The following is a 26149-nucleotide window of genomic DNA, read 5'->3' as shown; positions in this document are numbered from 1 at the left end:
CACGGCAGCCCTTGCGTTACCCGTAAAATTTAGTCACTAATTGAAACCGAATTCCTTATTTGAGATTATAGTAAATCTCTGTCTCAAGTTTCGATTCATCCTCATTCCAATGTCCATATACCTCTAATAACGGAAGCACATGGTGTTCTCTTGATTCTTTTACTATTGACCGTATGCTCTCATAAGTTTCGTCTAATTGGCTATAGGGTCCAATATGTTTGCAATACGCATATCTTTGAAAAGTAACATCCCTCTTTTCCAATAATGAATCTTCATTAGGCGGAGAGATCAATTCTATCCCAGCAAATATTTCGTGATCAACCTCATAAACTACGTGATTCATTCCTGTGTGAGAGAGTTTCTTGTTACGTACTTCCGCCCAAACTTTATCCAGCAACTCGAAAATCGTTTCACTGTATGCTTTGTTAGGATCATGTGTCTTGGAATAACCGAATAAAGTAAAGCTTTTGCTTTGATTACTAATAACTGGTTCCATGATTATCCCCCTGATTTCGTTCATTTGGTCGCGCTTACACTAATACTAGTCTTTATCCTGACCTTAAGATCCTAACGAATCTATAGCTGTTTATCCGCAAAATCCATATAACACTTCCAGTCATAACGAGTAATATCGTGTTTTCCTGCCCTGAGGTGATAGCCGAGTCTCTCACTATGTATAGGAGAATTAACAGGCGGCATTTTGTCCATGCCTAATCCGCTGTGCCCGTGAAGCAAATAGACCGGTTGCGCCAGGAACAAGCCTAGCAATTCGGATTCGGGATCGGCCCACTTGTCCTCAGAGGCGCTGGCTACATAGAGTAGCCGGGGGGCAATGAGAGAAAGCAATAAATGCTGGTCAATAGGCAGCTCATCTTCTCGATCATTAAACTTTTTATAGTTATCATTAAACCAATGAGGATTGCCTCGGTTAATGTTCACTAGCCGCTCCCCTGTCTTGCCTCTTGAAATCGCCGCCCCTGAGCAGCCCGAATTATTGCTTATGACGAAGGCAAATCGTTCGTCAACGGCTCCCGCCCACAAACACGCTTTGCCGCTTCTAGAATAACCGACAATCGCAACACGCTGTGAATCAATCAGGGGATCTGACTCTAAATAATCCATGACACGGCTCGCACCCCAGGCCCAAGCGGACATAGCCCCCCAGGCATCAGCCGAACGCGGTTGGTCTGTGGAATCGAAAACGCCATGAACCCCGTTTTGGTAGCCTTCATCACAAAAATCCGGGTCCAAATCTTCCACATGGAAAACAACCGCCGCATAGCCTCTTGACACGATATCCTCCGCAGGCCAAAAGTCGGAGCACTCCTCTAAATCCACATCGAATACACGCTGACTTTTAATTGCTGCATAAATAAAGGCAGGTACCTTTGTCTCCCTAATTGGAATATAAAGCAGTACACGAACTCGGCCTTCGCCGCCCTGCCCCGAAAACACGATGTCAATTTGTTTCCGTAACGCCTTTCCATCAAATGCCACTTCTTCCAGCACGACATCGAATTGCATAGAGTCAGGACGTCCGATTGGCTCTCTGCCATAAACATTTTCGCGATACAACTCAATAATTTCCGAACGTCTAAAAACCCTCCAGTCCTCGACAGTTGTAACCTGACGGCCATTGCTGCTTATTAAAGGGTCCGGTAGTAATCCCCGTTTCTCATCCATGTTAAATTCCCCTCCATTTTAATATAGTTACTATACTTTTAATACAACACGTCTGCCCCACTTCCTTGAAAATGAGCGCCAATCACATACCATCTCGATGATATACTTCTTTGGCATGGGTAGTGCCTCTTTGGTAGTTGGATTAATGACCCAATATTCCCAATGATGCTTATTATTATGTTGATGATGAAGCCATGCGTATTTCCATTTTAATTCATCTTCTGCGTTCAGAGGCTTCCCGGAATAAAATTTCTTTGCATAAGGAAAAAGCTCAGTTGGTGAAAACTTCGACAAATCATGTGTTATTCCAAGGTCAAAAATAACTTATCAAAATAAAAATCCCACCTCCAAGAACGTTGTCTTGGGGACGAGATTTCGTCGTGGTGCTACCCCAGTTCGCTAAGCTGATCATCGCATTTGTGTAATTTTACCAGTGCACTCATGAATTTGTAAAGGCATATTTAAGTTGCCGATCGATCCGCTGCCGCACTGCTATGTGCCATCACATGTCCAATAATGACATCTCTACCGGCTTGTTCGCATGCTTTTCCAATTTTTGAATACATTTAAGTATTCGATAAACAGGAGGACACAAGTCATGTCACAACATGGGCAATCATTTATGAGAGGTACGTTGGTCTTGTCTGTCGCTGCTTTCATCAACCGTATTCTCGGTTTTATCAGCGGCATGTATATCGCTCGCGTACTGGGCGCAGAGGGAATCGGTATCTTAATGATGGCGCATCCGCTCGTCCCCCTCGTCATTACGATTACGGAGCTTGGATTGCCGGTGGCAATTTCAAAGTTGGTTGCAGAGGCACACGCTCGCGGCGAACGGATGAAAGTCAGGCGCATCCTGCATGTCTCGCTCGCTGTTACAGGCTTCTTGAGCGTATCGCTCACGACCATAACGTTACTTGGATCTGAGTGGATCGCATCCATTCTGTTAAGCGACCAACGCGCTTATTACGCGATGCTGGCGATTACGCCGATCGCTCCGATCGTCGCCGTCTCCGCCGTATTAAAGGGATATTTCCGCGGCATGCAGCAGATGAAGACCATTGCAGCTTCTGATGTACTGGAGCATACGGTGCAAATCGCCTGTGTACTTGCGCTGGTCCACCTCTTGCTGCCTTACGGCGTCGCTTATGCGGCTGCCGGAGCAATGGCCGCTTCTGTTGTTAGCGAAGTATTTAGCCTCCTATTCCTGATGACAAGCTACAAGCTATACGGTGAATCGAAGATGCCGGGCGAGACTTGGGCAAGCCACCTGAAACAAGGAAGAAGCACACTCGGCGAGCTGCTGCAGATCGGGCTGCCGACGACAGGGCACGGTGTCATTCATTCGTTATACAGCACGTTCCAACCGCTTCTTATTACAACCAGCCTGGCACTAGCCGGCATCGGCACGGCGTTAGCCACGAAACAATTCGGCATGCTGGCCGGCTATGCTTTTCCGCTGCTGTTCATGCCAAGCTTTATCACGCAGTCCTTGTCCACCGCTCTCATTCCCGCAATTGGCGAAGCAGCAGCAAACAAGAACAGTCTGCTCATACATGAGCGAATGAATCAGGCCTTGAACTTGGGACTCCTGATCGGCGCGCCGGCGACCGTTATCTTATACGTGTGGGCAACTCCATTAACAACACTTGTCTATCATTCGCCGGAAGCAGGATTGCTTCTGAAAATACTGGCGCCGATGTTTTTCCTGCATTATTTCGACGCTCCTCTGCATGCGATTCTGCTCGGGCTCGGCCGTGCCAAAGCTACACTGTGGAATTACATAATAGCCACCGCTTTCAAGGGTGTCTCGATCTTCGTGTTCGGCAGCCAATATGGTATTATTGGCGTTGCGTACGGCATCGGGATCGGCATTGTGATGCAAACACTGCTGAACTTCTTTTCCATCTCAAGCTCGATCGGATTTTATTGGAGTATTCGTCCTTACGTCAAGGTTGGAATCTGCATGATGCTGATGATGATATGCGGACACTGGACCTATAACTATGTTGTGAGCCATGGTATGCCGCAGTTATGGTGCGTCATTACTTCAATCGCCTTCTCCTTGCTTCTCTATTTCGCCGCACTCGTACTGACGGGTACAGTGAATTGGAAAAGTACGCGCCACCGATTTTCGATTCCATGGTAAGTTAAGCTGAAAAAAAAGCAGCCATGATCGGCTGCTTTTTCGCTGTTGGCTTAAAAAGTAATAACACACGTTACGTTATGTCCTATGTTTTTATAAACTTAATCCTGAATGTTGTGGTTGTTTCCATCCCTAATCTCCCTATGCATTCTCTCTTTCATTAATTCAATAATCTTTTCGTTTTGATCAATTTGAGTAATGATGTTTGAGTTAAGCTTTTGAATAGCAACAAATATTCCAAACAATGCACCTAAAATTAAGAATCCAACTAACACATCCATAACTGACTCCTCTCACAAAAAAACTTGGTCTTGAAAGAAAAAAAATCACAACTGTTTATTTATTACTCCACAGTTTTCAGCATTCACAGCTAAAGAAGCTCTATATCTACAGTTTTTTCCATTGTAGTAACATTGGATATCGTTGTTGCACTTTTCCTAATCCTTGTACCTTATAACAGTCCCCGCAATAAAGTCATATAGCGTTTGTTTATTTTTGTTCCATAATGGACTTATCAAGTAGATGAGTACCAGACCGTAGACCGTCGCTAATAGTGCAAAAATGAATGAATTTGGGTATTTAGAAGGAATGACCATGTGCCATATGGTGAAATGGGATAGCTCCCAAGGTACAAATTTAAGAGCAGAACGCAATAGTGAGGATCCGAGTCCGATTGACTTGCCGTTAATACCTGACACCACAACCCCCATTTTTCGTTTCCCCCATGTCGCATGCCATTTCGATCCCTCACATATGGCAAAATAAAGATATACAGGCAGCGTAATGAATAGAAATCCATTGATCTCCGCCAACAAAGGATTTGTCGTAAACAGTGGAGTCAACAAAGGTCGTAAAAGGAAAGATACGCCAATTAATAAAATTATATAGCCCGCGATGATAACATAATCCCATAAAAAGGCGATTAAGCGGGTGCCTAAAGGTACGCTTTTAAAATTTGAATGCTTATGCATAGCTCTACCCCTTTTGACCAAAATAGGGTTTTATGCAGATCCAAAAGGCTGCCGATTCTGCTGGCAGCCCTGATTGAACATACTTCCTTGTCATACTTAGAATATACGAATCCTATATACTACTTATGTCGATATTACTTCAAGTATCTTCCCGTGATCGACTGCTCCGCATGGACAATCTGCGGAGGCGTGCCCTCGAACACCACTTGGCCGCCCTTGCTGCCTCCATCCGGTCCCATATCGATGATCCAATCCGCTTGGCTGATCACATCGAGGTTGTGCTCAATGACGATCACCGTATTGCCGGCATCCACGAGGCGGTTCATGATCTCCAGAAGGTGACCGATATCTGACATATGTAGGCCGGTCGTCGGCTCGTCCATCACATAGATGCTGCCCTTCTTATGCAGCTCACTTGCCAGTTTGATGCGCTGGCATTCTCCGCCAGAAAGCGTGCTGAGCGGCTGGCCAAGTGTAATATAGTTCAGCCCCACATCACTCATCGCCTGAAGCTTGCGCATAACCTCTTTTAGCTGAAAAAATTCCAAGGCTTGCTCCACAGTCATCTCCAGCACTTCTGCAATTGACTTGCCGTTCAGCTTGTACGCAAGCACCTCTTCTTTAAACCGTCTGCCTCCGCATACTTCGCATGGCAGCTTCACGCTGTCGAGGAATGCAAGGTCGGTATACACCACACCCAGCCCTTGGCAGTTCTCGCAAGCCCCCTTGGAGTTGAAGCTGAACAAGCCTTGGTTCACCTTGTTTGCGGCAGCAAACGCCTTGCGCACATCATCCATAATGCCCGTGTAGGTCGCGGGATTCGAGCGTGTTGAGACGCCTACCGCCGATTGGTCGATGACGATCGCATCGGGATGCTGGCTGAGGAACACTTCGTTAATCAACGTACTCTTGCCCGAACCGGCGACACCCGTCACTACTGTCAGCACTCCGGTTGGAATATCTACACTCACGTTCTGAAGGTTGTGAAGCTGGGCATCCTTGATGGGCAGCTTGCCGGATGGCTGCCTGCAATCTTGCTTCAGTTGGAGCGGCCGCTTCATATGAGTGCCTGTCAGTGTACCTGACCCCAGCAAGCCTTGGAAGCTTCCTTCATACACGATGGTACCGCCGCGGCTGCCGGCGTGAGGCCCGACGTCGACGATATGATCCGCCAACTTGATCACATCGGGATCATGCTCGACGACAATCACGGTATTGCCCTTGTCGCGCAGCTTCTGAAGCAATCCATTTAACCGGTGTACATCACGGAGGTGCAAGCCAACGCTGGGCTCATCGAAGATGTAAGTGACATCGACCAGACTGCCGCTCAGGTGCTTCACCATTTTGACGCGCTGTGACTCGCCGCCGGACAATGTATCCGTCTCACGGTCCAGCGTTAAGTAGTCAAGTCCGATATCAACAAGATGCTGCAGCCGCTCCGTCAGCGATTTGACGACCGGCGCGGCGATCGGGTCGTCAATCTCCCGAATGACGCGGATGAGCTGTCCGACCTCCATGGAGGATAGCTCTGCAATATTGAGTCCATTGATCCTGCAGCCAAGCGCAGCCTGACTGAGTCTCGCGCCTCGGCAGCTGGAGCAGGGACCCTCAGTGATGTATGGCGCAACAGCTTGTTGTGTGCGCTCGGACTTGGTCTTCACATCCTGTTTGATGTACTTGTTGGTGAACTTCTCGATGATGCCTTCTACTGTAATATTCACTGCCTTCCCGGCGAACTGCATCTCTACTTTCCTCGCCTTGCCATACAGCAGTTGCTCCAGCTCCTCATCCGAATAATCGTTCAGCTTCTTGTCGGGATCGAAGGACCCTGACTGCACAAGCATCGACCAATCCATGCTGTTCACCGTATAACCCGGCAGCATGATTGCCCCTTCATTCAACGACTTTGACTTGTCCAGCGCCTTGCTCATATCGATGCCAAGCCTGCGACCGATCCCGTTGCACTCAGGACACATGCCTTGCGGGTCGTTAAACGAGAACATGTTTGCTTGTCCAACATAGGGCTGGCCCGCTCGGGAAAAGAGAAGACGGAGAATGGGAGAGATATCGGTAATCGTGCCCATCGTGGAATGGGAACCGCCGCCAAGCCGCTTCTGATCCACAATAACAGCCATGCTCAGGTTCTCTATCGCGTCTGCATCCGGTTGCGGAAAACGCGGCAGAAAGTTGCGGACGAACATGCTGAAGTTTTCGTTCAGCAGACGCTGGGATTCGGCGGCGATGGTATCGAAGACGATCGATGACTTGCCTGATCCGGATACACCGGTGAAGATCGTGATCTTCCGCTTGGGAATGCGCAAGGATACGTTCTTGAGATTGTTTTCCCTCGCAGCCGAGATTACGATATACTCCTGATTGGATTCGCTCATGAATAACATCCTTCCTGTCGTGTTAATTTCTACTTCTATTCACATTGTACCATTCATCGTGCATTGATAAAGCCGGGCTGCCGCAACTTGCTGCTTTTGTTGGTTTAACCAGGGAGTTGATGCGATAGCTTTCTCAAATCTTGTCACGTTATCCGAATCAATATAAACCGGCTGCATGTAGTTTGCAGCCGGTTTATGTTGATTCGGGTTAAGCCGTGTTCAAATATCGTACCCATATTTAGCACTTAGGAAGGTGATGTTTTAGGGTGTTTATTGTTCCAACACCTTTTCAAGTTCGCCGCACCATTTGCTCCAGCCATACTTAGCGCCTTCGAGTCCTTGAACATTGGAGAATCCGATTTGTTCGAGATGAAGGTTAACCTTTCCATCCCCTAAATCCTGCAGCGTCCAGGTAACCGTGTGCTTTTCCCCTCCACTGGCCCAAGAATAGGACACCCGGTTCGGTGCATCCACGATAAGCACTTCACCGTCAATAACGCCATCCCACCATTCGGTCGGCTGCGTGCGGAACTGAAATTGGTGTCCAACGACGGGCTTAAAGTCATTTTCCATCGCCTGACCGTTGTGGATGTTGACCACCCACTTGGCAAGCTTGTTGGAATCCGTTAAGGCGGACCAAAGCTTCTCGATCGATGTCGTGTACTGAAAATCCAAAGATAATGTTAAACTCATTCTTCTTCCTCCTTTAATAGTTGGTTCAAGCGCAACATATTCGCCCTCCAAAACTTGCCGTAAAAAGCCACCCAATCTTGAATTTCTCTGAGCGGGGAGGCGTTTAGCCTGTATCGCGTTTCTCTGCCTACTTTTCGGTCAAGTACCAGTCCGGCTTCTTTAAGGATTGTCAAATGCTTGGATACCGCTGTACGGCCCATTTGAAACTGTGCCGTTAATTCATGAAGCGGTAGATCCTCTGCCTCTGCTAAAAGACGAATCAGTTGGCGCCTAGTTGGATCTGCAATCGCGTCAAACACATCCCGCAACTGGTTGTTTTCGCTCACAACACCCTCTCCTAAGTATTAGGCTGATTACTTGATTGGACACCATTTGGTGACAATTCAATAATAAGACACCTTTCGGTGTCGTGTCAACGCATTTTTAAACGCCAAATAAATTTGTCAGTTAGCTATGTGTATCAACAGTTGATATTATTCCCCTGGGGAATAAGAAGACATCTAAGATAAACTTTTTTATAATAGTATCCATGACTTGCGCAGAACTGGAGGATGAAATCAATTAAGAAATCGTTATGGCTATTCATTTTAGTGTTACTGGTTGCCGCAACCGTATTTTCGATTCAATCGGGAATTTTCGAGAGCAAAACATCCGTTCAAAACGACTCCATTGTAACACTCGTATTCCCAAAGGATCGTTATCCGGAAACAGGAATTCACATTAAGTCCGCAATTGAGCACGGAGAATCACCTATTTGTACGATCGATAGGGCTCAGGCAGACCATAACCGAGATTTATCACTTAAAGGTGTCCCAACCAAGAAGGGCTATGACCGCGATGAGTGGCCAATGGCCATGTGCGCAGAGGGTGGCTCCGGTGCTGATATTATGTACGTCACGCCATCTGATAACCGCGGCGCTGGGTCATGGATCTCCCACCAACTGGAAAAATACCCTGATGGAACCAGAGTCGAGATCATCGTGAAATAAACTTTGCGTGTAATTTTCACCGGAAAGCTGAGACGATGGCTTGATTTACCAACACTGCAGCTGTCGAGTGGCTGCATTTCATTAACTTACTTTTGTTGAGTTACATTAAATTATATAGTATAATGAAGACATCTAGAAGGGAGAGAATCATTATGTCCGATCTTACGACTTCTTCAATTGAAATAGGAATAAGCACATTCCTCGAGGCTGCTCCGCGAGCCGGCGGCGTCACGCACGCCGAACGGCTCCGACAAGCGGTAGAGGAGATTAATCTGGCCGAGCAAGTCGGTCTGGACGTCTATGCGATCGGCGAACATCATCGCGCGGATTACGCAAGCTCGGCACCAGCCGTTATTCTCGCCGCTGCCGCTTCCACGACCAAACGAATCCGGCTCTCAAGCGCGGTGACCGTGTTGTCATCGGACGATCCGGTCCGAGTGTACCAAGCTTTCTCCACCTTGGACGGCCTTTCCAACGGACGGGCGGAAATTATGGCGGGCCGCGGCTCGTTTATCGAATCTTTCCCGTTGTTCGGATACGACTTGAATCACTACGACAGTCTATTCGATGAGAAGCTGGAGCTCCTGCTCGCGATCCGTGAATCGGAGAAAGTAAGCTGGCGCGGCGGCCATCGCCCCGCCATCGACAACCTTGGCGTCTATCCGCGATCCGTCCAAGAGCCGTTGCCTGTATGGATCGGAACCGGCGGTAATCCGGATTCCGCCATTCGTGCCGGGATGCTGGGATTGCCGGTCGTCTTTGCAATCATCGGCGGCATGCCTGAGAGGTTCGCTCCTCTAGTCAACCTCTACAAAGAAGCGGCCGCGAAGGCCGGGCACGACGTAAGCAAGCTGCAGATCGCTACGCATTCGCACGGCTTCATCTCGGATACGACCGAGAAGGCTGCCGATTTGTTCTACCCATCGACGGCAGCCCAGATGAACACCATTGGTCGCGAGCGCGGCTGGCCGCCATACACCCGCGACTCGTTCGACGCCGCCCGCAGCCTTCGCGGAGCGCTCTACGTCGGAGATCCCGAGTATGTCGCGGAGAAGATCGTGCTGCTGCGCAAGAACCTGGGCCTAACGCGCTTCCTCCTCCACGTGGACGTCAGCACGTTGCCACACCGTGAATTGCTGCGCACCATCGAACTGCTCGGCACTAAGGTCGCTCCGATCGTCCGCAAGGAACTTGCTCGCGGGGCCGCGCAGGGGTGAGTTTGGCTTAGAATGCCGATTTGCATCGACATTCATGAAGTGTTCGTAGTGTGTTGGGGCCTGCCGGCAATGCGGGTCATCACGCTGCAATTTGCCCGAGCCAAGGTACAAAACCTTGGCTCGGGCATTTTTTTCACCCTAACGGCGAACTGCATCTGTATCCCTCTGAATAAAAAAAAGGAGCTGCCGCTTAAGCACCCCCCTCCACTTCGTTCTCCGTTCATACCAAACTTTATATCATGTCATTCAACCTTGCGCGTTCTCATCACTTTTGTATTCTAAAATATCTCCAGGTTGGCATTCCAATGCTTTGCAAATTGCTTCTAAAGTTGAAAACCTAATTGCCTTTGCCTTGCCATTTTTTAATATAGAAAGGTTAGCCATGGTGATTCCAACCCTCTCCGAAAGTTCAGTTACACTCATTTTCCTTTTAGCCAACATCACATCTATATTAATGATAATCGCCATGTCATTCACCTCAGACTATTAAGTCATTTTCTGATTTTATATCAATAGCCTCTTTTAAAAGCCTTTGAAGAACAGCGGCAAAAACGGCAATCACCATGGAGGCAAAAATCAAGACCAGTCCGATAACGATAATTCCTGGCGCATCGTCTTTCTCCGCAATGAGATAAAAAAGTGGCATGCCCACCACATATAGGCAACTGATTGTAATTGCACAGTATGTTATACTTTTTAATGCTCGTACAGATAATTCCGAGAAAGCTTGATTCTTGTCAATATATCTTAACAGTTTAAAAGCTTGATACAAAGCAAAATAGAAAGGGATCGCCGTTGCATATAAGTCAATGAAAACAAGATATTTGATATAAGCAATATCCGGATACAATTTGGCCGCAAATTTCCCTATCTCAGGCACCAAAAATAGGCACAAAGCAAGAACTGGGATGCCAATAAGAATAACAGCTATCTTTAAAAAGAGTGTTGTTCCTCGTTTCATAAAAAAACACCTCACATATTTAGTCTTAATTCGATTTTAAACCGTTTTTTATCGTTTTACAATATATAATTAACGATTATAACTATATTATTATTGTTTTACAAATATCTCTATCATATAGACAAACAAGCCATGTTACACGGTTCGAAATTTCCTGGGAAATGATAACTTCTGAAATGCATTGGGTAGATTTTCTTTTTGAACGAAAAGCTTAGCGAAAAAGTATGCTTACCCCATCTACGTCGGGAATGATGTGAAAAGGCAGTTTAATTACGTTGGTTTCAATCGGAGGGTTGGCTAAGAGGTGAAACGATAGATGCTCCGCCCTTACTGAGGGAACTCCATTCCTTTATTTAAGCGAAAAGCAGGATTTCGGGGTTTAGAAGGGAACTGCAGGCACTTATTTAACCTTTTTCTTCTAAATCTTGGTCAAAATGGCGAAATAGCGGACCCTAGTTCCCACTCCCTCACGCAAAGAGATGGTTTTGGCAAAATAGCGTCCTGTGGTGTCCCTATAAACATAGAAATAAATAAGGGATAAGCTTCGCTTACCCCAAACACATATAAAGGCAACCGACCTATCTGGTCGATTGCCTTTTTTGAGTTCCTATGAATGCAGCATTGAACTAGCACATGTAAGGAAGACCTATAGGTTCAAATTTAAAGAAGATAAGTTTCTCGCTCTGTTCATAATTTTGAGAAAAGTTTGAAGGTCCTCTGTTGCAATATCTTCATTGGTTTTGATTCCATCCAAGTTGCTATTTTTTTGATTTTTCAATTCATTGATTTCAACCCTGAGCCTAGAATTCTCCTGTATTAACTGCTCAAACTTTTGAGCTTGATCCTTCGCAATTTTGATGATTTGTCTAAATGCTTCATCATATTTAGGCGGTGTATTTTCATCATCGACCCTTGATACAGTAGAGATTGCTGCAAAACCTTCTCTTTTTGGTTTTCTTTGTTTCATCCTATGCAATTTAGCATCATTAATCTCAGCTTCGTATTGACTTCGCAGTTCTTTATTCCATCGAAACCCACAAGCAGCCGCGGTGCGATTCAGTCTAGAAGCAGATTCTTCGAATGCTGCAAGTTGTGTACTTCCATTTTGGATGTGGCTAATAACGGTTTGGGCTAATGTTAAATCGTGATTCTCTGCCCAAGCATCTTCTCGTCTCTTATCTTTCATTCTAGTCACCCTCTTTACTATGTTATTAGAGATTGTTACCTGTAATATTAATTTTATTCAAAGTTAATGCACAAAAGACCCACATTTCTTACAAGTAGGCTACTTTCAGATTCTATCAAAAAATGAAATCAAAAAAGAGCTGCTATAACACAGCTCTTTTCGCATATTTACTTTATTTCCAATAGGCTATTTTATAACGTTCCCCGGATCCGTTCCTCATATTTTGGCGACACAAGAAACGGCTTGCCTGATAGTGAAACGAGCTGTTCCCCCTCCGTCAATCCAGCGTTTCGCTGCTCAAGCACCTTCACCATCCGCGCTCTCCACTTCAGCAGCTCCTCCCGGTGCTCAGGCATCCGCGCTAAATCTATGCACTCGTACGGATCACTTCCCAAATGGAACAACTGTTCTTCCTCGGCGCGTGGAAGCCAAATATATTTCATTTTCCCATCTGTCAAATACTGCATCTCCTGTACTTCCGAGTAGCAGGTAGAATGTTCGCCATGGACATATTCGCGCCACTCGTTCGATTCTCCGCGCATTAAACCAAGCAGACTTCGGCCATCCACTGTTTCGGGAATACTCACTCCAGTCGCTTCCAGAATCGTCGGCATTATATCCTGCAAGGTGACAGGCTCCGCCACTTCGGCGATTGGTTTACCGCATGATTTCGGCAGTCGAACGATCAGCGGGATATGTGCAGATCCTTCGTACGCGTACGTCTTCCTCCATAAATTGTGGTCTCCCAGCATATCTCCATGATCAGAAGTAAATATAATAAGCGTTTGATCTAGCAGCCTGTTGTTTTGCAAGTAAATGAGCAGTCTGCCAATTTGATGATCGATAAAATTGATTGATCCGTAATAACCTGCCCTGGCCCGCATAATTTCTTCGCGGCTGCGAACTCCGCGCCAAGCATGAGGGGCAGCCGCATCTTCCGGAACGTCGTGTACCGCGGCCCAATCGCCTACGCAAGGCTCTGGCAGTTCTTTCTTCATATACATGTCAAAATAGTAAGAAGGCGGATCGTAGGGAGAATGCGGTCTCGCGAATGAAGTTTTCATGAAAAAGGGTTTGCTCGGATCCCGCTCTTTCAAAAATTTGATAGACTCGTTAACCGTCCATACAGACGGATGCAGAAACTCAGGCGCGTGATACGGCCGTGCCATCCAAGAATTCCAGTCGATACCGTGGTCGGTAATGTCATAGTCACCTGTTTTATTGCGATCAAACCATTGCTTATAATCAGAGACAAAGCCCGGGTCGTAAACTCTCCCGGACTCATCCAAAACGGTTCGATGAAACCCGTTCAATGCCCTTTGCGGGTAAAAGTGCATTTTCCCGACACCTTGCGTGTGATATCCCGCTTGAGCCAGTTCCCCGGGCAATGTATGCGAGAATCCGACGCCCATGTTCCCCTGTCCACCGCCCATTCCAAGGATACCGGTGTTCCATGGATCCATCCCCGATATCAAGCTGGCTCGCGCAGGTACACAGGATGGACTAGGCGTGTAGGCCGCACGGAAAACAGTTCCCATTGACGCCAACCAATCCAGATTCGGCGTTTCAATAGCCATATTACCGTAACATCCTAACGTATCCCATCGCTGTTGGTCTGTCATGATCAAGAGTACATTCGGTTTCGTCATGTCATAGGTCTCCTTGTTATCGTATCATTCGTGCCTATTACCATAATCCATTATTTAGGTTAATTTAATCAAGCACAAAATCTGAAAGCGTTTTTACCGCACCAATTAGCAAACGTAGCTAGTTCAAGATCTGCGATTCATGTGCAAGCCCATTCAGCATTATGCCCGTTCCCAATCGCCTCTTCTCAAAAAATTTATCGAGTCTGTCTAGCAATCTTCTGATATGATGGAACTAACTACTGGAAGGATATGTCTTCCTTAAAATTATTGGAAGGTGATTACCATAAAATCGCAGGTAACCGCACAGTCCCGCAAGGATGAGGAAAACGGATCGGCGCCAAAATCAAACCCTACCCGCCAGTCTCCCTCTTTTCAGCAGCCCCCGTCGGCCGGAGCCGTGCAGCGGCAAAGTGCATTCGGCGGTCCGAGCATTTCGCCTTCTGCCTCTCAAATCATGCAATTGCAAAAAACGATCGGGAATCATGCTACTGCGAAGCTGTTTGCCTCCCGCATGGATTCAAAAACGGTCGTACAACGGGTCGTACAACGTACTACGGCTTCTATTCAGCGCGAGAAAAGCTTGCCTAAGCCAGTGACAGAGGTACAGGTTCAGCCATTATTGGACTTGATCGAGTCGCAGCGCCAAAAGATTACGGATCTCCAGAGATCGAAAGAAATGAGCTCGGACAATCGGGAGAATCTTGACCAATGCTTCAAGAAACTGACAAATTTGTTTATACAAATGAGAGATTCAGATAATCCGATGCTTCTCTGGGATAACTTTACCGAATGGACGGAAACTTCAGCATGGTCGGGCGGTGGCTCGGAGTACTGGGAAACTTTCACTAGCCTTTCAAATGAAAGTGATGCGAAGAAAGTGAAAGAGCAAGAAAGGGAGAAAGAAAAAACGAGTGATAAAAAAGCATGGAGTACAGAATGCGACGCAGTTTTCTCTGATATGAACTCGCAATATGGGGCTTGGGATGGGACCCGAACGAACCGGGGAGCTTGGTGGGGATCGGCTCGGCCAGGTTCTACGACCGGAGCGACCAATGTTCCTACTGAGGTCATCAGAGAACTCAGAAAAAGAGTCGGCGGCACAGGCTGGAGATTTTCGGACAGCTTTAGTGGCGGCATCTCGTTCCATAAAACTAGAGGCGGCGTGGATTTCATTTATCACATGCTGCCCCCGGGTTAAGCTTTTACACTTTTCTCCCCGTTAATTCCCCCTTTGCATGTTCGTCGCAAAAAAAGCACGCTCGATCAATGAATACCTTCATTGACAAGCATGCTTTTTCCAGTCGAAACTCACGAATTCTTACCTTTTATTTTTGAAATCGCATATACCTTTAAATTGGCATACTCAGCTATTAGCGGAGCCATCTGGCGAAAGCCGATTTTCCCGCCGCCGAGGAGTTTCCCGAACGTTTTGCCATCATCGATCCAATGAAATACGGTCATTTCATTAATGGCGAATAAGATTTCATTTCCCCATTTCAATAATTTCATTCGATATGGGCCCCTGGCATCGACAACGGAAGGGATTGGATCTCCGCCTTGCGAGACCAAATGAAAGCCATAACTTTTGCGCAGATTGCAGGTGTGAAAGCTCCGCTCCTCTTCATACTTACGTCTGAAGTATGAGACATGGAAAGCATTGATATCTCCATGGTGATATTGATCATACATGCCAGTTCTTGCGGAAAGCCGGCTGTCAAACAAATCCTCACCATGAATCCCTCTAGCGGCAAAAAACAAGATACAAAGCCCTGGCTCATAAATCGGCCAAAAATCCCATGTGATCGCAATGTTATCCGGAAATTCCACCGGACACCAATAAACGAAATTCGATGCTTGCCCAAGACTGGGATCAAGTTTATTTTCCAGCCTCATTCGATTTCGCGGGAAGCTGGCAGCAGCCTGTCCTTCCATCTTAAAGTCACGCACGTCATTTTCTTCCGCCAAAGGATTATGATAAATAAGCTCCTCTAGTGAAAATATTTCATTCCAAACCATAAACTACTTGCCTCCTCTAAATAAGCGAATAAGATGGCTCCAATCCCCGCCCATTTCCTTCCAAAACCACGAGCGCTGCTCTGCAGGGAGCAGCGAAGGCGGCACTCTGGAATCCCAGGGCATTCGCGAAAACGGTCTTGGGTTAATCTTAGCTTTTTGAGGCTGAAATTGCATCACTTTCAACTTGCAACCTGTTTCATCCAGAGCAATTTCCGGATTTCCATAGTGAATGACCCAACGAACGGCTGCTTTTTGCAGCTCTTCTTTAACATGTTGAAAGTCAGCATGATCCGCCAGATCAACAAGTTCATGTGGATCGCTCAGAAGATTATACAACTCTTCGTAGCCTCCGTTCTGATAGAAGAGGTATTTCCACTCTTTACTGCGGACATGGAGCATATAGTTGGGTGCCACATAGAATTCGGAACAGACGACATCTCGAGGAACCGATGCGGGATCCGTGAGCAGTTCCAATAGATCCTTACCGGATCTGCCGTCATGCTCGCGTTTCTCCGTTGTCCGATTGACAAGAGTAGGAAAAATATCAAGCAGGGTCGTCAATTCTTCACAGCGGGTACCCGGTTTGATGACGCCAGGCCACCATGCTAACATCGGGATGTGCAAACTGCCTTCATGCCCTAAATTTTTATACCAGAGCCGATGGTCGCCAAGCAGTTCCCCGTGATCTGACGTGAAAATAACGAGCGTATTGTCAGCCAGCCCCTCTTCCTCCAACGTTTGCATAATCCGGCCTATTTGTTCATCAATAAAAGTAATATTGGCATAGTAATAGGCCCTGTTGGTAAGAACAGCTTGCTGCGAGTACAGATCGGCTTCCATTGCCTGACGATGCGTTTCCAGATAAGGGTTTTTCGACGTTCCATCTTTATCGGACACCCAAGGCAGCGGCATATCTTCCGGCGCATACAAATCCGTCAAATGCGAAGGACAATCGAACGGAGCGTGTGGTTTAACGAACGATGTCCATAAGAAAAATGGTTGGTTAGAGGGTCTTTCCGTTTGCAGCCATTTTACCGTTCGATCCCCGCACCATTGTGTGATATGAAGCTCTTTGGGCAGGCCGTTCACAAGCGGCTTAAGTTCGTTATACCCAATCTCCGGAGGCTTCTCCCACCCCCAGGCATCATGCTCCATCAGGTAGCGGTCATAATCATCAAACCGGATATCCTCTAAACTTTCAGCTGTACGTACGCCTCTCATTTCTTCCGATAAAATAAGATGATCCATGCCATACGTTTGCTCATCCGGTGTAAAATGCATCTTCCCGATCGCCTGAGTGTGATACCCGGCTTTGGACAAATAAGCTGCAATCGATTCATCGGCTGCAATCGCAGAGGCCGATTCGTTATTGAACACATTCGTCTTTCCCGCAGCAAACCCCGTTATGGTACAGGCTCTGGCAGGCGCACAAAGCGGATACGGAGTAATCGCGTTCTCGAATACGGCCCCTTCCCGCCCCAAACGATCCAAATGGGGCGTTTGAATGATTTTATTTCCATAAACCCCTAACGTATCCCATCGCTGCTGATCCGTAAAGATGAGAAGCAGATTCGGTTGTGACTTCATTTAACTGGCATCTCGGGTAAAGACTCGAATTCCGGCATATCGACCATATACAAGTTACCGTATCCCGACATATCGCTAGTAAACAACACCTGCTTACCGTCCGGGCTTAGTCTTGGATGCACGTGAAGATTTTGCGTATGGAAACTTCCCCGGTGCTTACACAATATACGCGGACCTTGGAACCCAGTTCCGTCGTTCCGCCATACCTGCAGCGTGTCTTGATATTGCTGCCCATGATAAGCGCTCGTTTGCTGACCGTCACCGATGACAAGCGAAAGATCATTAGAATGAACATGCATATTTTGAAAAGGAAATTCGTACTGCTGGACTTGACTATTATCAAAAAGGACAGACCCGATAATTTTCCCAGTATGATCTTCAAGAGAGTTCGTAAAACCGTGGTAGCCGATGTGTAGACCGTCTGACATCCAATATTCGTGACCGACATATTCATTGGCCTTCTTATCTTTTACCTTCCAATGACGTCCCGTTTCGATATCCAACACCCAGATCCGATGGTCAATCTGTTCCCATGGCCCTTCATGACAAAAAGTTAACAGATGCGCTTGCGTTGGCGACGTATTGACGTGGCCGATCCACAGCTGATCTTCATGAAGCTTTTTCACCTTTCCGTTCTCAGGCGATACCGCCATAATCATACAGTGCGGCTTTGCACGGAAATACTCCTCAAACCCCAAGTAACCGTTCTTCGTATCTATTGCAATACTTTGCGTTAAATCCGTATTCAGGCCAAAGCATAACCATTGCCCATCTGCTGTGCAGCTCAAGCTGCCGAATTTATACCCTTGTGGAATCGTATATAGAATTCTTTCTTCCATTGTTTCCAGATTGATTGCCCTAATGGCATTGTCATAGTAGAAATAAGCCTCATGTCCGTCTGGATGAAGAAAAGTCCCTTGAATCCGGGATTCACGGCCGCGTTCCAAATCCGTTAGTTGCGTCATTGTGCCATTGTGCAAATCCATGCTGTATAGATTGGTAACATTCTCGCGGTCCGATCCAAAGAGCAGCTTCCCATCTCCATAGAAGCCGTTATTCGTAAAATAGATATGGTGACTGTGCGAGCAGTGATTTGTTAGCTGCGTTACTGTTACGCCCGTGATCAAATCTGTATAAGTACGCCGTTCCGAAGGCCAAACCGTTCCTTTACCGCCTCTGGATTTTATCATTGTCATCGTAACCTCTCCTTTAGTCATAACGTTTTTAAAAGACAGCCGGAACCCTTTAGAGAAAAAGTCCAGTCCCCTTGCGCGACCGGAACTTATCCTCTAAAAGTAGTTTACTTACATAACTTATTTACCCTTGCTTGCAGCGTAAGCTTCGCTTATTTCTTTCGTATAGTCGTCGCCACCGCTCTTTTTCCACAGTTCCATGTCGGCTTTATAGCCGGCTTCATCGGTTTTTCCGACAATAAATTTGATTCGTGCGTCTTCCACCATTTGATCCAACTGTGCGCCTTTTTGCGTATAGGTTGCAGTTGTGAATGGTTCTCCGGGATTTGGAACAACGATTTTCTCATTTTCCTTTTGCACTTCGACCGACTTCGTGCGAAGCGGTGTTGATGGTTTGAACATGTCAGGTATAATGTACGGAATTGAAGATAAGATCTGGTTCATATTCTTGTTATTAATATCAGGAGCCATAGGGTCAGTCGGAACGATAAGAATAACCTGTTTGCCGTCTTCTACTTTATAATGAACGCCTTCAATACCAAAGTTGAGTAACGCTTGCATTTCTTTATCGTTGGTTTTATCTAAGAACGTAAGCACTTTCTTCAGATCAGCTTCTGTTTTGACGCTGGATTTCGAGATGAGGAACATGCCGTTGTGTCCAGCTGTCGGTTGATTATGAAGACCGGTCGGGCCGCTTACTGCTCCAATTAAACCGATACTGCCCTTCGGATTGATCTGTTTCATTTTCTCTTCAATTTGATAAGAACGTTCGGTGACGTCAACCGCCACACCCGCCTGACCGTTAATAATCGGGTCATTCCATTTTGCCGAATCGTATACCGCAAAATCTTGATTGATTAACTTCTCATCATACAGTTTTTTGAAAAATTTGAGTGCCTCCATATATTCTGGGGTCAAATGGGCCGGGATCAGCTTACCGTCTTTCTCAGCCCACTTATTCGGAGCCCCGAACCAGGTTTGCATAATATCAAAAGGGCCCGCATACTTGGTTACGACCATGCCATACGTATCATTTTTGCCGTTTTTATCAGGATCATTGTTGGCGAATGCCTTTAACATCGCATAAAATTCATCGATCGTCTGCGGTTCCTTCATGCCTAAATTATCAAGCCAGTCCTTACGGTAGCTGATCCCCATCCGTCCGATCGGGCGGGATACGTAGAGGCCATAGAATTTCCCGTTAACTGACGTATTGTTAAGAACAGTTGGGTTCGCTTGTTTAAGATTCGGATAATCTTTGAGATAAGGGCCTATTTCCCAGAAAGCCCCTCCTTTGATGGCGTTGGCAACAGCAGGCAATTTCGCATTATTTACAAATAGAAGAGAAGGAACGGAACCGGAAGCAAGCGTTATGTTCAGTTTATCGTTATAGCTTGCATCAGGGACAAATTGGAAATCGAGCTTCGTGTTCGTGTATTCTTCTACCTTTTTCCACACTTTACTTTCCGGCGTAGCCGTATCATTGTAGTAGCTCTTCAACATAATACTGATTGGGAAAGGCTTTTCATTTGCAGCCGTCGCTGCTCCTGCAGTCGTCTTAGGTGCTTCTGTCGCTTTAGATCCTTCAGTTCCCGAGCTGCACCCCGCTATAACGGTAACGGCCAATATGACACTAGTTGTTGCGAATAATGGTTTTTTCTTTTTATCCCAATTCATATTCTATATCCTCCCTTTATCCATTCAAAATGTACTTATTTATGATGAAGCAGCCGTCTGTCGTCAAACTCTTTTCGGTCTTGGACTCCTGCTGCGACAATCCGAAAATAGCCGCCATCAATTTGAAAGCGTTTTAACCTTTTACCGCGCCAATTAATACGCCTTTAGCAAAATACTTTTGAATAAACGGGTAAACCATCAAAATCGGCAACGTCCCCACGACGATAATCGCCATTTTAATCGATTGATCCGGTGGTTTTACGTAAGTGGGATCGTACGTTCCCATATCCAAGGCCCCCGTAGCCAAAAGAACAATTTGCCGCAAGAGAACCTGCATCGGCCACTTTTTCGCGTCAGACAGATAGATCAGAGCATTGAAGAAATCATTCCAATGGGCAACCGCATAGAAAAGAGCAAATGTTGCGATAACCGGTTTAGAGAGCGGTAGAACAATTCGCCATAGCACACCAATATCATTACTCCCATCAATCCGGGCCGATTCAATCAGTTCGTTAGGAATTTCTTGAAAAAATGATTTCACGACAATCAAATTAAAGGCGTTGATCGCGACAGGCAGCATGACCGCCCAGTAGGTGTTCAATAGTCCTAAACTTTTCACAACCAGATAAGTAGGAATAATCCCGCCGCTAAACACCATCGTAAAGATGATCATGTTCAAGACGATATTTCGCCCGACCATATGCCGCCGGGATAAGGCATAAGCCATCGTAAAGGTAAAGAATAGATTTACAAGAGTACCTCCAACCGTTATAAATACAGATACTAGCAAGCTTCGCGGTAACGTATTATCTTTAAAAACAAATTTATAAGCATCCAATGTGATGTCTTTGGGAATGAGGAAAAAGGATCTGCTTCCTATCTCCAGATCGCTTGCGAACGATCCCGCCACGATATACATAACCGGAAGAATCATGACAAGGGCAACGATAGCAAGAAACAAATAATTGGCGATATCAAACAATTTTTCGCCTGCAGACGAATGACGTGCGTTCATCGTGCTCTCCTCCTTTCAATCAGAATATGCCGGAATGCCCAGCCCTTTTGGCTAAATAATTCGTTGTAAAAACGAGAATGACACTGATAATGGCTTTAAATAGCCCTACTGCCGCACTATAACTGAAAGCACCCTGAATGATCCCCGCGGTGTAAACATACGTGTCAAACACTTCGGCAACCGGCCTGTTTAGCGGGTTAATCATTAATAAAACTTGTTCAAACCCACGGTCCATAAAGTGGCCCATTCGCAATATCAACACGACGATGATTGTCCCCTGAATAGCTGGCAGCGTAATGTGCCAAAGCTGGCGAAATCGGTTTGCGCCATCGACGATGGCTGCTTCATATTGCTCTTGATCCACGCCCGCAAGCGCTGCGAGGAAGATGATTGTTCCCCAACCCATCTCTTTCCAAATACTCTGTGTAATGATCATGGGACGGAACCAGCTTTCACTTGTTAGAAAGTCGATTTTATGCCCAAATAGCTTGAGCACCCATTCATTGATGACGCCACCTTCTGTTGTCAGAAGAAGATAAGAAATGCTTGCAACAATAACCATCGAAATAAAATGCGGGATATAAATTAGCGATTGAATAAACCGTTTGTACAAAGATTTGCGGACTTCGTTTAGCAAAATAGCCAGAATGATTGGCGCCGGGAAGAAAAACACCATATCATACAAACCAAGCAAAAGCGTATTGCGTATCAATTGGAAGAAAACAGGATCTTGAAAAAACTGCTTGAAATTATCCAGCCCGACCCACTCGCTTTTAAAAAAACCGACATAAGGCTGATAATTTTTGAAGGCTAACAGAACCCCCCACATCGGAACATATTTAAATAGGATAAAGTAGGCCAATCCCGGTATTAGCAGCAGCAGCAAATATTTATCTCTTATTACTTTGGCTATCAACGTGCTTCGCTTGGAATTTCTTACGGTTGGTACTGGCACGATGTGCTGCTCCGCATCAGATGTTTTGATCATGTTCTCACTCCTTTGCAATGGAAATTTAAGCTTGTGACTTTCTAAGTTAGACACTATAAGATTCGAAAATTTCTGACAATAACACTATTTCGAAAGCGCTTTAGCAAAAAAGTATGAACTTAGAAAAAAATGATTAGCATCAAAAGCTTACTCGATTCGTGAACCGTCCTTTGCCCATTTGTACGTAAGAAGTGAAGATAGGAACACGAGTGCCAGCCCCTGCCCCCAGCCTTGAATCCGTTCATGGGCTACCCCTTTATAACCCTCAGCGTCTTTCATTACAGCTGTTCCGGCCGAGACATCTAAGACAGTACCGTTATTTGAAATTTTCGATAATAGGGCAGGCATGGCCTTCTGAATGTATTTATTGTACATTGGCGCGCCGATGGCTTCATTATAACGTATCAATCCCGCAGCAAGACCCGCGGAGCCCGATGTTTCCTCATAAGCCGTCGGATCGTTCAGTACTGTATGCCAAAGGCCCTGATCGGATTGAAGCCGAACGATGCTGCTAAGTTGATCACGCAGCGAATCGTAAATTTTCATGTAGGACGGATGTGTAACTTCTACAATATGCAGCGCTTCGGACATCGTATAAGCCGCCCATGAATTGCCACGCGCCCAATATACGCCGGACATGTTGTTCTGGGCGATATGGTCCCAACCGTGAAGATACAAATTCGTTTCTCGATCCTGCAAGAAGCGCTCATGTGCATGGTACTGAAGTAAGCCATCCTCCAGCCAATCGTTTCTACGAAGCAGAGTTCCGATGCGGATCAGAAAATATCCGGCCATAAACATCGTATCCACCCAAGCTTGCTGCGGGAAATCGTAATTTTGCGAGACGGTATGCTGAAACACTCCGTCGGCGAATCGAACAGCATCCGTTCTCAAAAATTCCGCCATTTGAACAGCAGTATCCAGATAACGTTCTGATTGGGTCTGCTCATATAGGGTAAGCAAGGTATGACCGATGGATACCGCGTTAACCGTTAACGGAGGAATGCCATCCTCAAATTGCTCATCGATCCATGCGCGCAATGGTTCCAAATACTTCGTTTCACCGGTAGTCTTAACGGCTTGCCCTATTCCATAGAAAGCGACGCCGGCGGGCCAATCCCATGTCATATCCATCTGAAACGTTCTTGTTACGATCCTGTCGATAGCTTGTTTAATATCCGTTTCATTGATCGTTACGTATTTCAAAATAGTTCGTCCCCTAACATTAGGAAATTAAAATCTTAGATTGGATTTCGTACCTTGGTTCAAGCGTAGTATTTGTTGGAATTTCCATCAAGCACACTTTCTAACTCCATACATGACGGGACCTTATACTTTTTTGCGGGATTAAGACTTTTCTCAAACAAGAAAAAAACCGCCACTGTGGGCGGTTTTTGGGATGAAGCTATTAATTTCTATTTAACTCCCGATATCGGCTTGGCGTTATGCCTTCTTGCTTCTTAAAGATTCGGTTAAAATAGCTTGGCTGATATCCCGTCATTTCGGCAATGTCGTTGATTTTCATATCCGTGTCCCGCAAAAGCTCTTTCGCTTTTCCAATACGCAGCTCGGTTAAATAGTCTATAAAATTTTTACCACTGACCTGCTTGAACACTTTGCTTAGAGCAACTGTATTCGTACCCGCGTAGTCAGCGCAGCTGTCCAGCGATATTTCCTTCATGTAATTGTTCTGCAGATATATCATCGTAGTTTCTACGATCTTCTTCATTTGTGCATCGGATCGCGATTCCAGTTCCACCATGCATGGGCTCACTACTTTATCATGGAACCAGGCGATCATTTTCTGCGGATCTCTGATTTGCATAAGTTGTTCGTATAAATTAGCCGATTTATATATTCGGTTTGGATCCAGATTCATAAGTCGAATAGCATGCAAGATACTGCCAAGTAATTGAAGATTCCCTTGCTGAATATCGATCACCTTGGCTCCGCGTTCGAGCAATTCTTCCATGAAAGCCTGAATAAGCTGCTTCGCTTCTTCATTCTGGCCGATTCGAATAGCCTGAATAATTTCTCTTTCGAGCGCGAACGGATAAGGAAATTCATGGTTCTCTTTCTCGAACTCATCCTGACTTTCCAGGTCGATAATTTGGTTCCGGCTTTCGAAGCGGCGTCTGCCTGAAGCTTGCATCGCTTCCTCGAAACGAGAGGGCACATGCACGACAGACAAAGCGAGGTTGCCGATGGTGACCGATACGTACATTTTCAGCGTGTTATGAATCCCTTGAGCCACTTCTTGACTAAACGTTCTGATTCCTTCCGGCGTTTCAATTTCTTCTGAAAGGATGATGAGGATACCGATAGACAAATCGTGAAAGTTCAACACTTCTGCTTGTTCGAAACGACTCGATGCGAGCTCCTTCGTAATATTGGCAGCAGCGAAAGTGACAAGCCCTTCATCACCGGACGAGAAGCGCCCCTCCAAGTTCTCAAACCCGCTCAATTGAATATACAGCATGGCGTATTGCCGATTGTCCACTGACCAGCCAAAATTGCGCATTCTCTCCAGAAGAGCTTGCTCGGAGTAGGAATAGAGATACCCTTGAACAAGTTGAAGCAGAAATCCTTCCTTGAGATGTGGGAGCTGCTCCTCCAGCTTATTTTGAAGCGTCATACTCTCTCTGGTCAAATGCAGCCATTCTTTCTCAATGATTTTAAAATCATCATTCTGTTCTTTACGGAGCGCCGCTGAACCTGTCTTTCCCGTTAGCAAGTTGACTAACTGTGCAATAGGTGAATAGATACGCCGTGAAGCGACCCAAGATAAAACGAATGCTAGCAGCAGCATCGCGACGCTTAGCGTCAAGACCAATTGAGATATAAAAATAACCGGCTTGGTAATTGCACTGATCGGCGATGCCGTGACATACGTCCAAGTGGTACCTACGCGCGACATTGTGCCGAAGGCAACCGTGTACGTCGTTCGATTCCAATCAAAAAGGAATGAGCCTGATTTCGCCTTACTGGCAAGCACCTCGCTCTTAATCGCTTCGTCAAGCTGCGATGCTGGTTCTCTTCCTGAACTTGATAGCAATCGATCGCCATTTTCCTCCAACAGAAACGTGCTACCGTCGTTATACGGGGCCAACGTTTGCAGCAGTTTGGCGACCTTCTCGGTGTCGACCCGAACCGCAATAACCCCAAACGGGTTCTCGTTGGTTTCAGGTATTTTCACCATTAACGACAAGGAGTTATCACGCGGAAGACCTGACTCCGAAGTATGCTGGGACCAGAAAACCTTCTTATCCATCGCGAGCAAATTCCTGTATCCTTCGATCTGCACAGCACTTGTTAATGCCTCGTACTGCGGATGAAACCGCACCGGGGCTGCCCCTTCCAAATACAACTCTGTTTCCAGAGCCAGTGGGTTGGCGCCTTTCATATTGGCTAACGTCTGTGTCATGTTGCGCGCAACCTCGAAATCACGCGATAGGCTTAAACTCGCTAATGAGTAACTGAAACTTGGATCGAATGCCCAATGCATAACCGACGTTTCCAAGTAAGAGAACTGCTCGTCAATTGTGCCAGCTCTCAGCTGAATCTGTTTATTGTGCATTTGGAGTAACTCATTTTCCAGGCGCCCCCCAGCCAGCCAATAAATGAAACCTCCGAAGATCAGTCCAGGAATACTGGAAATGAGGAGAATCATGATCCAATTATTTCGAAAACGCTTACTTTTAAACAAAAACTCACTTCCCCCGATGTCTGTATGCAGAACTTATATCTGACAGGTATGCTTAATATGAAATAATTCGCCTAATTCCGTC

The 26149-nt window shown here is 46.2% G+C and carries 24 protein-coding genes; 4 read left to right on the top strand and 20 right to left on the bottom strand.

Annotated features, from left to right (window positions below; all coding sequences use genetic code 11):
- Positions 1-55 precede the first annotated feature (55 nt).
- The 3 genes from J2Z65_RS12515 to J2Z65_RS35235 all read right to left on the bottom strand — a co-directional run bounded on the left by J2Z65_RS12515 (position 56) and on the right by J2Z65_RS35235 (position 1989).
- The gene (locus tag J2Z65_RS12515; protein ID WP_167058767.1) at positions 56-496 is read right to left on the bottom strand and encodes a GyrI-like domain-containing protein; all 441 of its coding nucleotides are present in this window, start codon (positions 494-496) and stop codon (positions 56-58) included.
- A gap of 80 nt (positions 497-576) precedes the next feature.
- A complete protein-coding gene (locus tag J2Z65_RS12510; protein ID WP_167058770.1) occupies positions 577-1683 on the bottom strand; it encodes an alpha/beta hydrolase family protein in 1107 nt (368 codons plus the stop codon).
- A 30-nt stretch (positions 1684-1713) separates the two neighbouring features.
- A complete protein-coding gene (locus J2Z65_RS35235; protein WP_342357344.1) occupies positions 1714-1989 on the bottom strand; it encodes a DUF5662 family protein in 276 nt (91 codons plus the stop codon).
- Between the two features lie 292 nt (positions 1990-2281).
- Between J2Z65_RS35235 and spoVB the strand changes: the two genes are divergently transcribed.
- On the top strand, positions 2282-3832 hold the full coding sequence (spoVB, locus tag J2Z65_RS12505; RefSeq protein ID WP_167058773.1) for a stage V sporulation protein B: 1551 nt from the start codon (positions 2282-2284) through the stop codon (positions 3830-3832).
- 98 nt (positions 3833-3930) lie between these two features.
- Here spoVB and J2Z65_RS12500 read toward each other — a convergent pair whose 3' ends face one another.
- From J2Z65_RS12500 to J2Z65_RS12480, 5 genes are all read right to left on the bottom strand, one after another.
- Positions 3931-4110 (bottom strand): hypothetical protein, encoded by a 180-nt coding sequence (locus J2Z65_RS12500; RefSeq protein ID WP_167058776.1) that lies wholly within the window; start codon positions 4108-4110, stop codon positions 3931-3933.
- 156 nt (positions 4111-4266) lie between these two features.
- The gene (locus tag J2Z65_RS12495) at positions 4267-4800 is read right to left on the bottom strand and encodes an RDD family protein (RefSeq protein ID WP_167058779.1); all 534 of its coding nucleotides are present in this window, start codon (positions 4798-4800) and stop codon (positions 4267-4269) included.
- 134 nt (positions 4801-4934) lie between these two features.
- The gene (locus tag J2Z65_RS12490; RefSeq protein ID WP_167058782.1) at positions 4935-7190 is read right to left on the bottom strand and encodes an ATP-binding cassette domain-containing protein; all 2256 of its coding nucleotides are present in this window, start codon (positions 7188-7190) and stop codon (positions 4935-4937) included.
- A 270-nt stretch (positions 7191-7460) separates the two neighbouring features.
- On the bottom strand, positions 7461-7883 hold the full coding sequence (locus J2Z65_RS12485; protein ID WP_167058785.1) for an SRPBCC family protein: 423 nt from the start codon (positions 7881-7883) through the stop codon (positions 7461-7463).
- Positions 7880-8209, bottom strand: coding sequence for a metalloregulator ArsR/SmtB family transcription factor (locus J2Z65_RS12480; RefSeq protein ID WP_167058789.1), 330 nt, complete (start codon positions 8207-8209; stop codon positions 7880-7882). Before J2Z65_RS12480 ends, J2Z65_RS12485 begins: the two co-directional genes overlap by 4 nt.
- Positions 8210-8434: 225 nt before the next feature.
- On the opposite strand from J2Z65_RS12480, the gene J2Z65_RS12475 reads away from it, so the two are divergent.
- Both J2Z65_RS12475 and J2Z65_RS12470 read left to right on the top strand, forming a co-directional pair.
- Positions 8435-8872, top strand: coding sequence for a NucA/NucB deoxyribonuclease domain-containing protein (locus tag J2Z65_RS12475; protein ID WP_167058792.1), 438 nt, complete (start codon positions 8435-8437; stop codon positions 8870-8872).
- A gap of 152 nt (positions 8873-9024) precedes the next feature.
- Complete coding sequence (locus tag J2Z65_RS12470; RefSeq protein ID WP_167058795.1) at positions 9025-10089, top strand: LLM class flavin-dependent oxidoreductase; 1065 nt, start codon at positions 9025-9027, stop codon at positions 10087-10089.
- Positions 10090-10335: 246 nt separating this feature from the next.
- On the opposite strand, the gene J2Z65_RS12465 is transcribed toward J2Z65_RS12470, so the two are convergent.
- From J2Z65_RS12465 to J2Z65_RS12450, 4 genes are all read right to left on the bottom strand, one after another.
- Complete coding sequence (locus tag J2Z65_RS12465; protein WP_167058798.1) at positions 10336-10557, bottom strand: helix-turn-helix domain-containing protein; 222 nt, start codon at positions 10555-10557, stop codon at positions 10336-10338.
- A gap of 10 nt (positions 10558-10567) precedes the next feature.
- Positions 10568-11050 carry a DUF2975 domain-containing protein gene (locus J2Z65_RS12460; protein WP_167058801.1) on the bottom strand — a complete coding sequence of 161 codons (483 nt, stop codon included), beginning with the start codon at positions 11048-11050 and terminating at the stop codon, positions 10568-10570.
- A 646-nt stretch (positions 11051-11696) separates the two neighbouring features.
- Positions 11697-12236: an RsfA family transcriptional regulator gene (locus J2Z65_RS35680; RefSeq protein WP_167058804.1), complete on the bottom strand. Its 540-nt coding sequence runs from the start codon at positions 12234-12236 to the stop codon at positions 11697-11699.
- A 191-nt stretch (positions 12237-12427) separates the two neighbouring features.
- The gene (locus J2Z65_RS12450) at positions 12428-13885 is read right to left on the bottom strand and encodes an arylsulfatase (protein WP_167058807.1); all 1458 of its coding nucleotides are present in this window, start codon (positions 13883-13885) and stop codon (positions 12428-12430) included.
- A gap of 274 nt (positions 13886-14159) precedes the next feature.
- Here J2Z65_RS12450 and J2Z65_RS12445 point away from each other — a divergent pair, with 274 nt between their 5' ends.
- Positions 14160-15083, top strand: a complete 924-nt coding sequence (locus J2Z65_RS12445) for a hypothetical protein (protein ID WP_167058810.1) — start codon at positions 14160-14162, stop codon at positions 15081-15083.
- Between the two features lie 110 nt (positions 15084-15193).
- On the opposite strand, the gene J2Z65_RS12440 is transcribed toward J2Z65_RS12445, so the two are convergent.
- The 8 genes from J2Z65_RS12440 to J2Z65_RS12405 all read right to left on the bottom strand — a co-directional run bounded on the left by J2Z65_RS12440 (position 15194) and on the right by J2Z65_RS12405 (position 26067).
- A complete protein-coding gene (locus J2Z65_RS12440) occupies positions 15194-15901 on the bottom strand; it encodes a DUF1961 family protein (RefSeq protein WP_167058813.1) in 708 nt (235 codons plus the stop codon).
- A 3-nt stretch (positions 15902-15904) separates the two neighbouring features.
- Complete coding sequence (locus J2Z65_RS12435) at positions 15905-17488, bottom strand: sulfatase family protein (protein WP_167058816.1); 1584 nt, start codon at positions 17486-17488, stop codon at positions 15905-15907.
- Positions 17485-18684 carry an oligogalacturonate lyase family protein gene (locus tag J2Z65_RS12430; RefSeq protein WP_167058819.1) on the bottom strand — a complete coding sequence of 400 codons (1200 nt, stop codon included), beginning with the start codon at positions 18682-18684 and terminating at the stop codon, positions 17485-17487. Before J2Z65_RS12430 ends, J2Z65_RS12435 begins: the two co-directional genes overlap by 4 nt.
- A 117-nt stretch (positions 18685-18801) precedes the next feature.
- Entirely contained in the window at positions 18802-20358 is a 1557-nt protein-coding gene (locus J2Z65_RS12425; RefSeq protein ID WP_167058822.1) for an extracellular solute-binding protein, read from the bottom strand.
- Between the two features lie 133 nt (positions 20359-20491).
- Positions 20492-21373: a carbohydrate ABC transporter permease gene (locus J2Z65_RS12420; protein ID WP_167058825.1), complete on the bottom strand. Its 882-nt coding sequence runs from the start codon at positions 21371-21373 to the stop codon at positions 20492-20494.
- A gap of 19 nt (positions 21374-21392) precedes the next feature.
- Positions 21393-22358 (bottom strand): ABC transporter permease, encoded by a 966-nt coding sequence (locus tag J2Z65_RS12415; RefSeq protein WP_420850819.1) that lies wholly within the window; start codon positions 22356-22358, stop codon positions 21393-21395.
- Between the two features lie 150 nt (positions 22359-22508).
- A complete protein-coding gene (locus J2Z65_RS12410; RefSeq protein ID WP_167058831.1) occupies positions 22509-23567 on the bottom strand; it encodes a glycoside hydrolase family 88/105 protein in 1059 nt (352 codons plus the stop codon).
- Positions 23568-23769: 202 nt separating this feature from the next.
- A complete protein-coding gene (locus J2Z65_RS12405; RefSeq protein WP_167058834.1) occupies positions 23770-26067 on the bottom strand; it encodes a helix-turn-helix domain-containing protein in 2298 nt (765 codons plus the stop codon).
- Positions 26068-26149 lie beyond the last annotated feature (82 nt).

The sequence above is a fragment of the Paenibacillus aceris genome, from assembly GCF_017874035.1.
In the GTDB taxonomy this organism is placed as follows: domain Bacteria; phylum Bacillota; class Bacilli; order Paenibacillales; family NBRC-103111; genus Paenibacillus_E; species Paenibacillus_E aceris.
The sequence above is the reverse complement of the archived record's forward strand: the minus strand, read 5'-3'. Positions and strand labels throughout refer to the sequence as shown.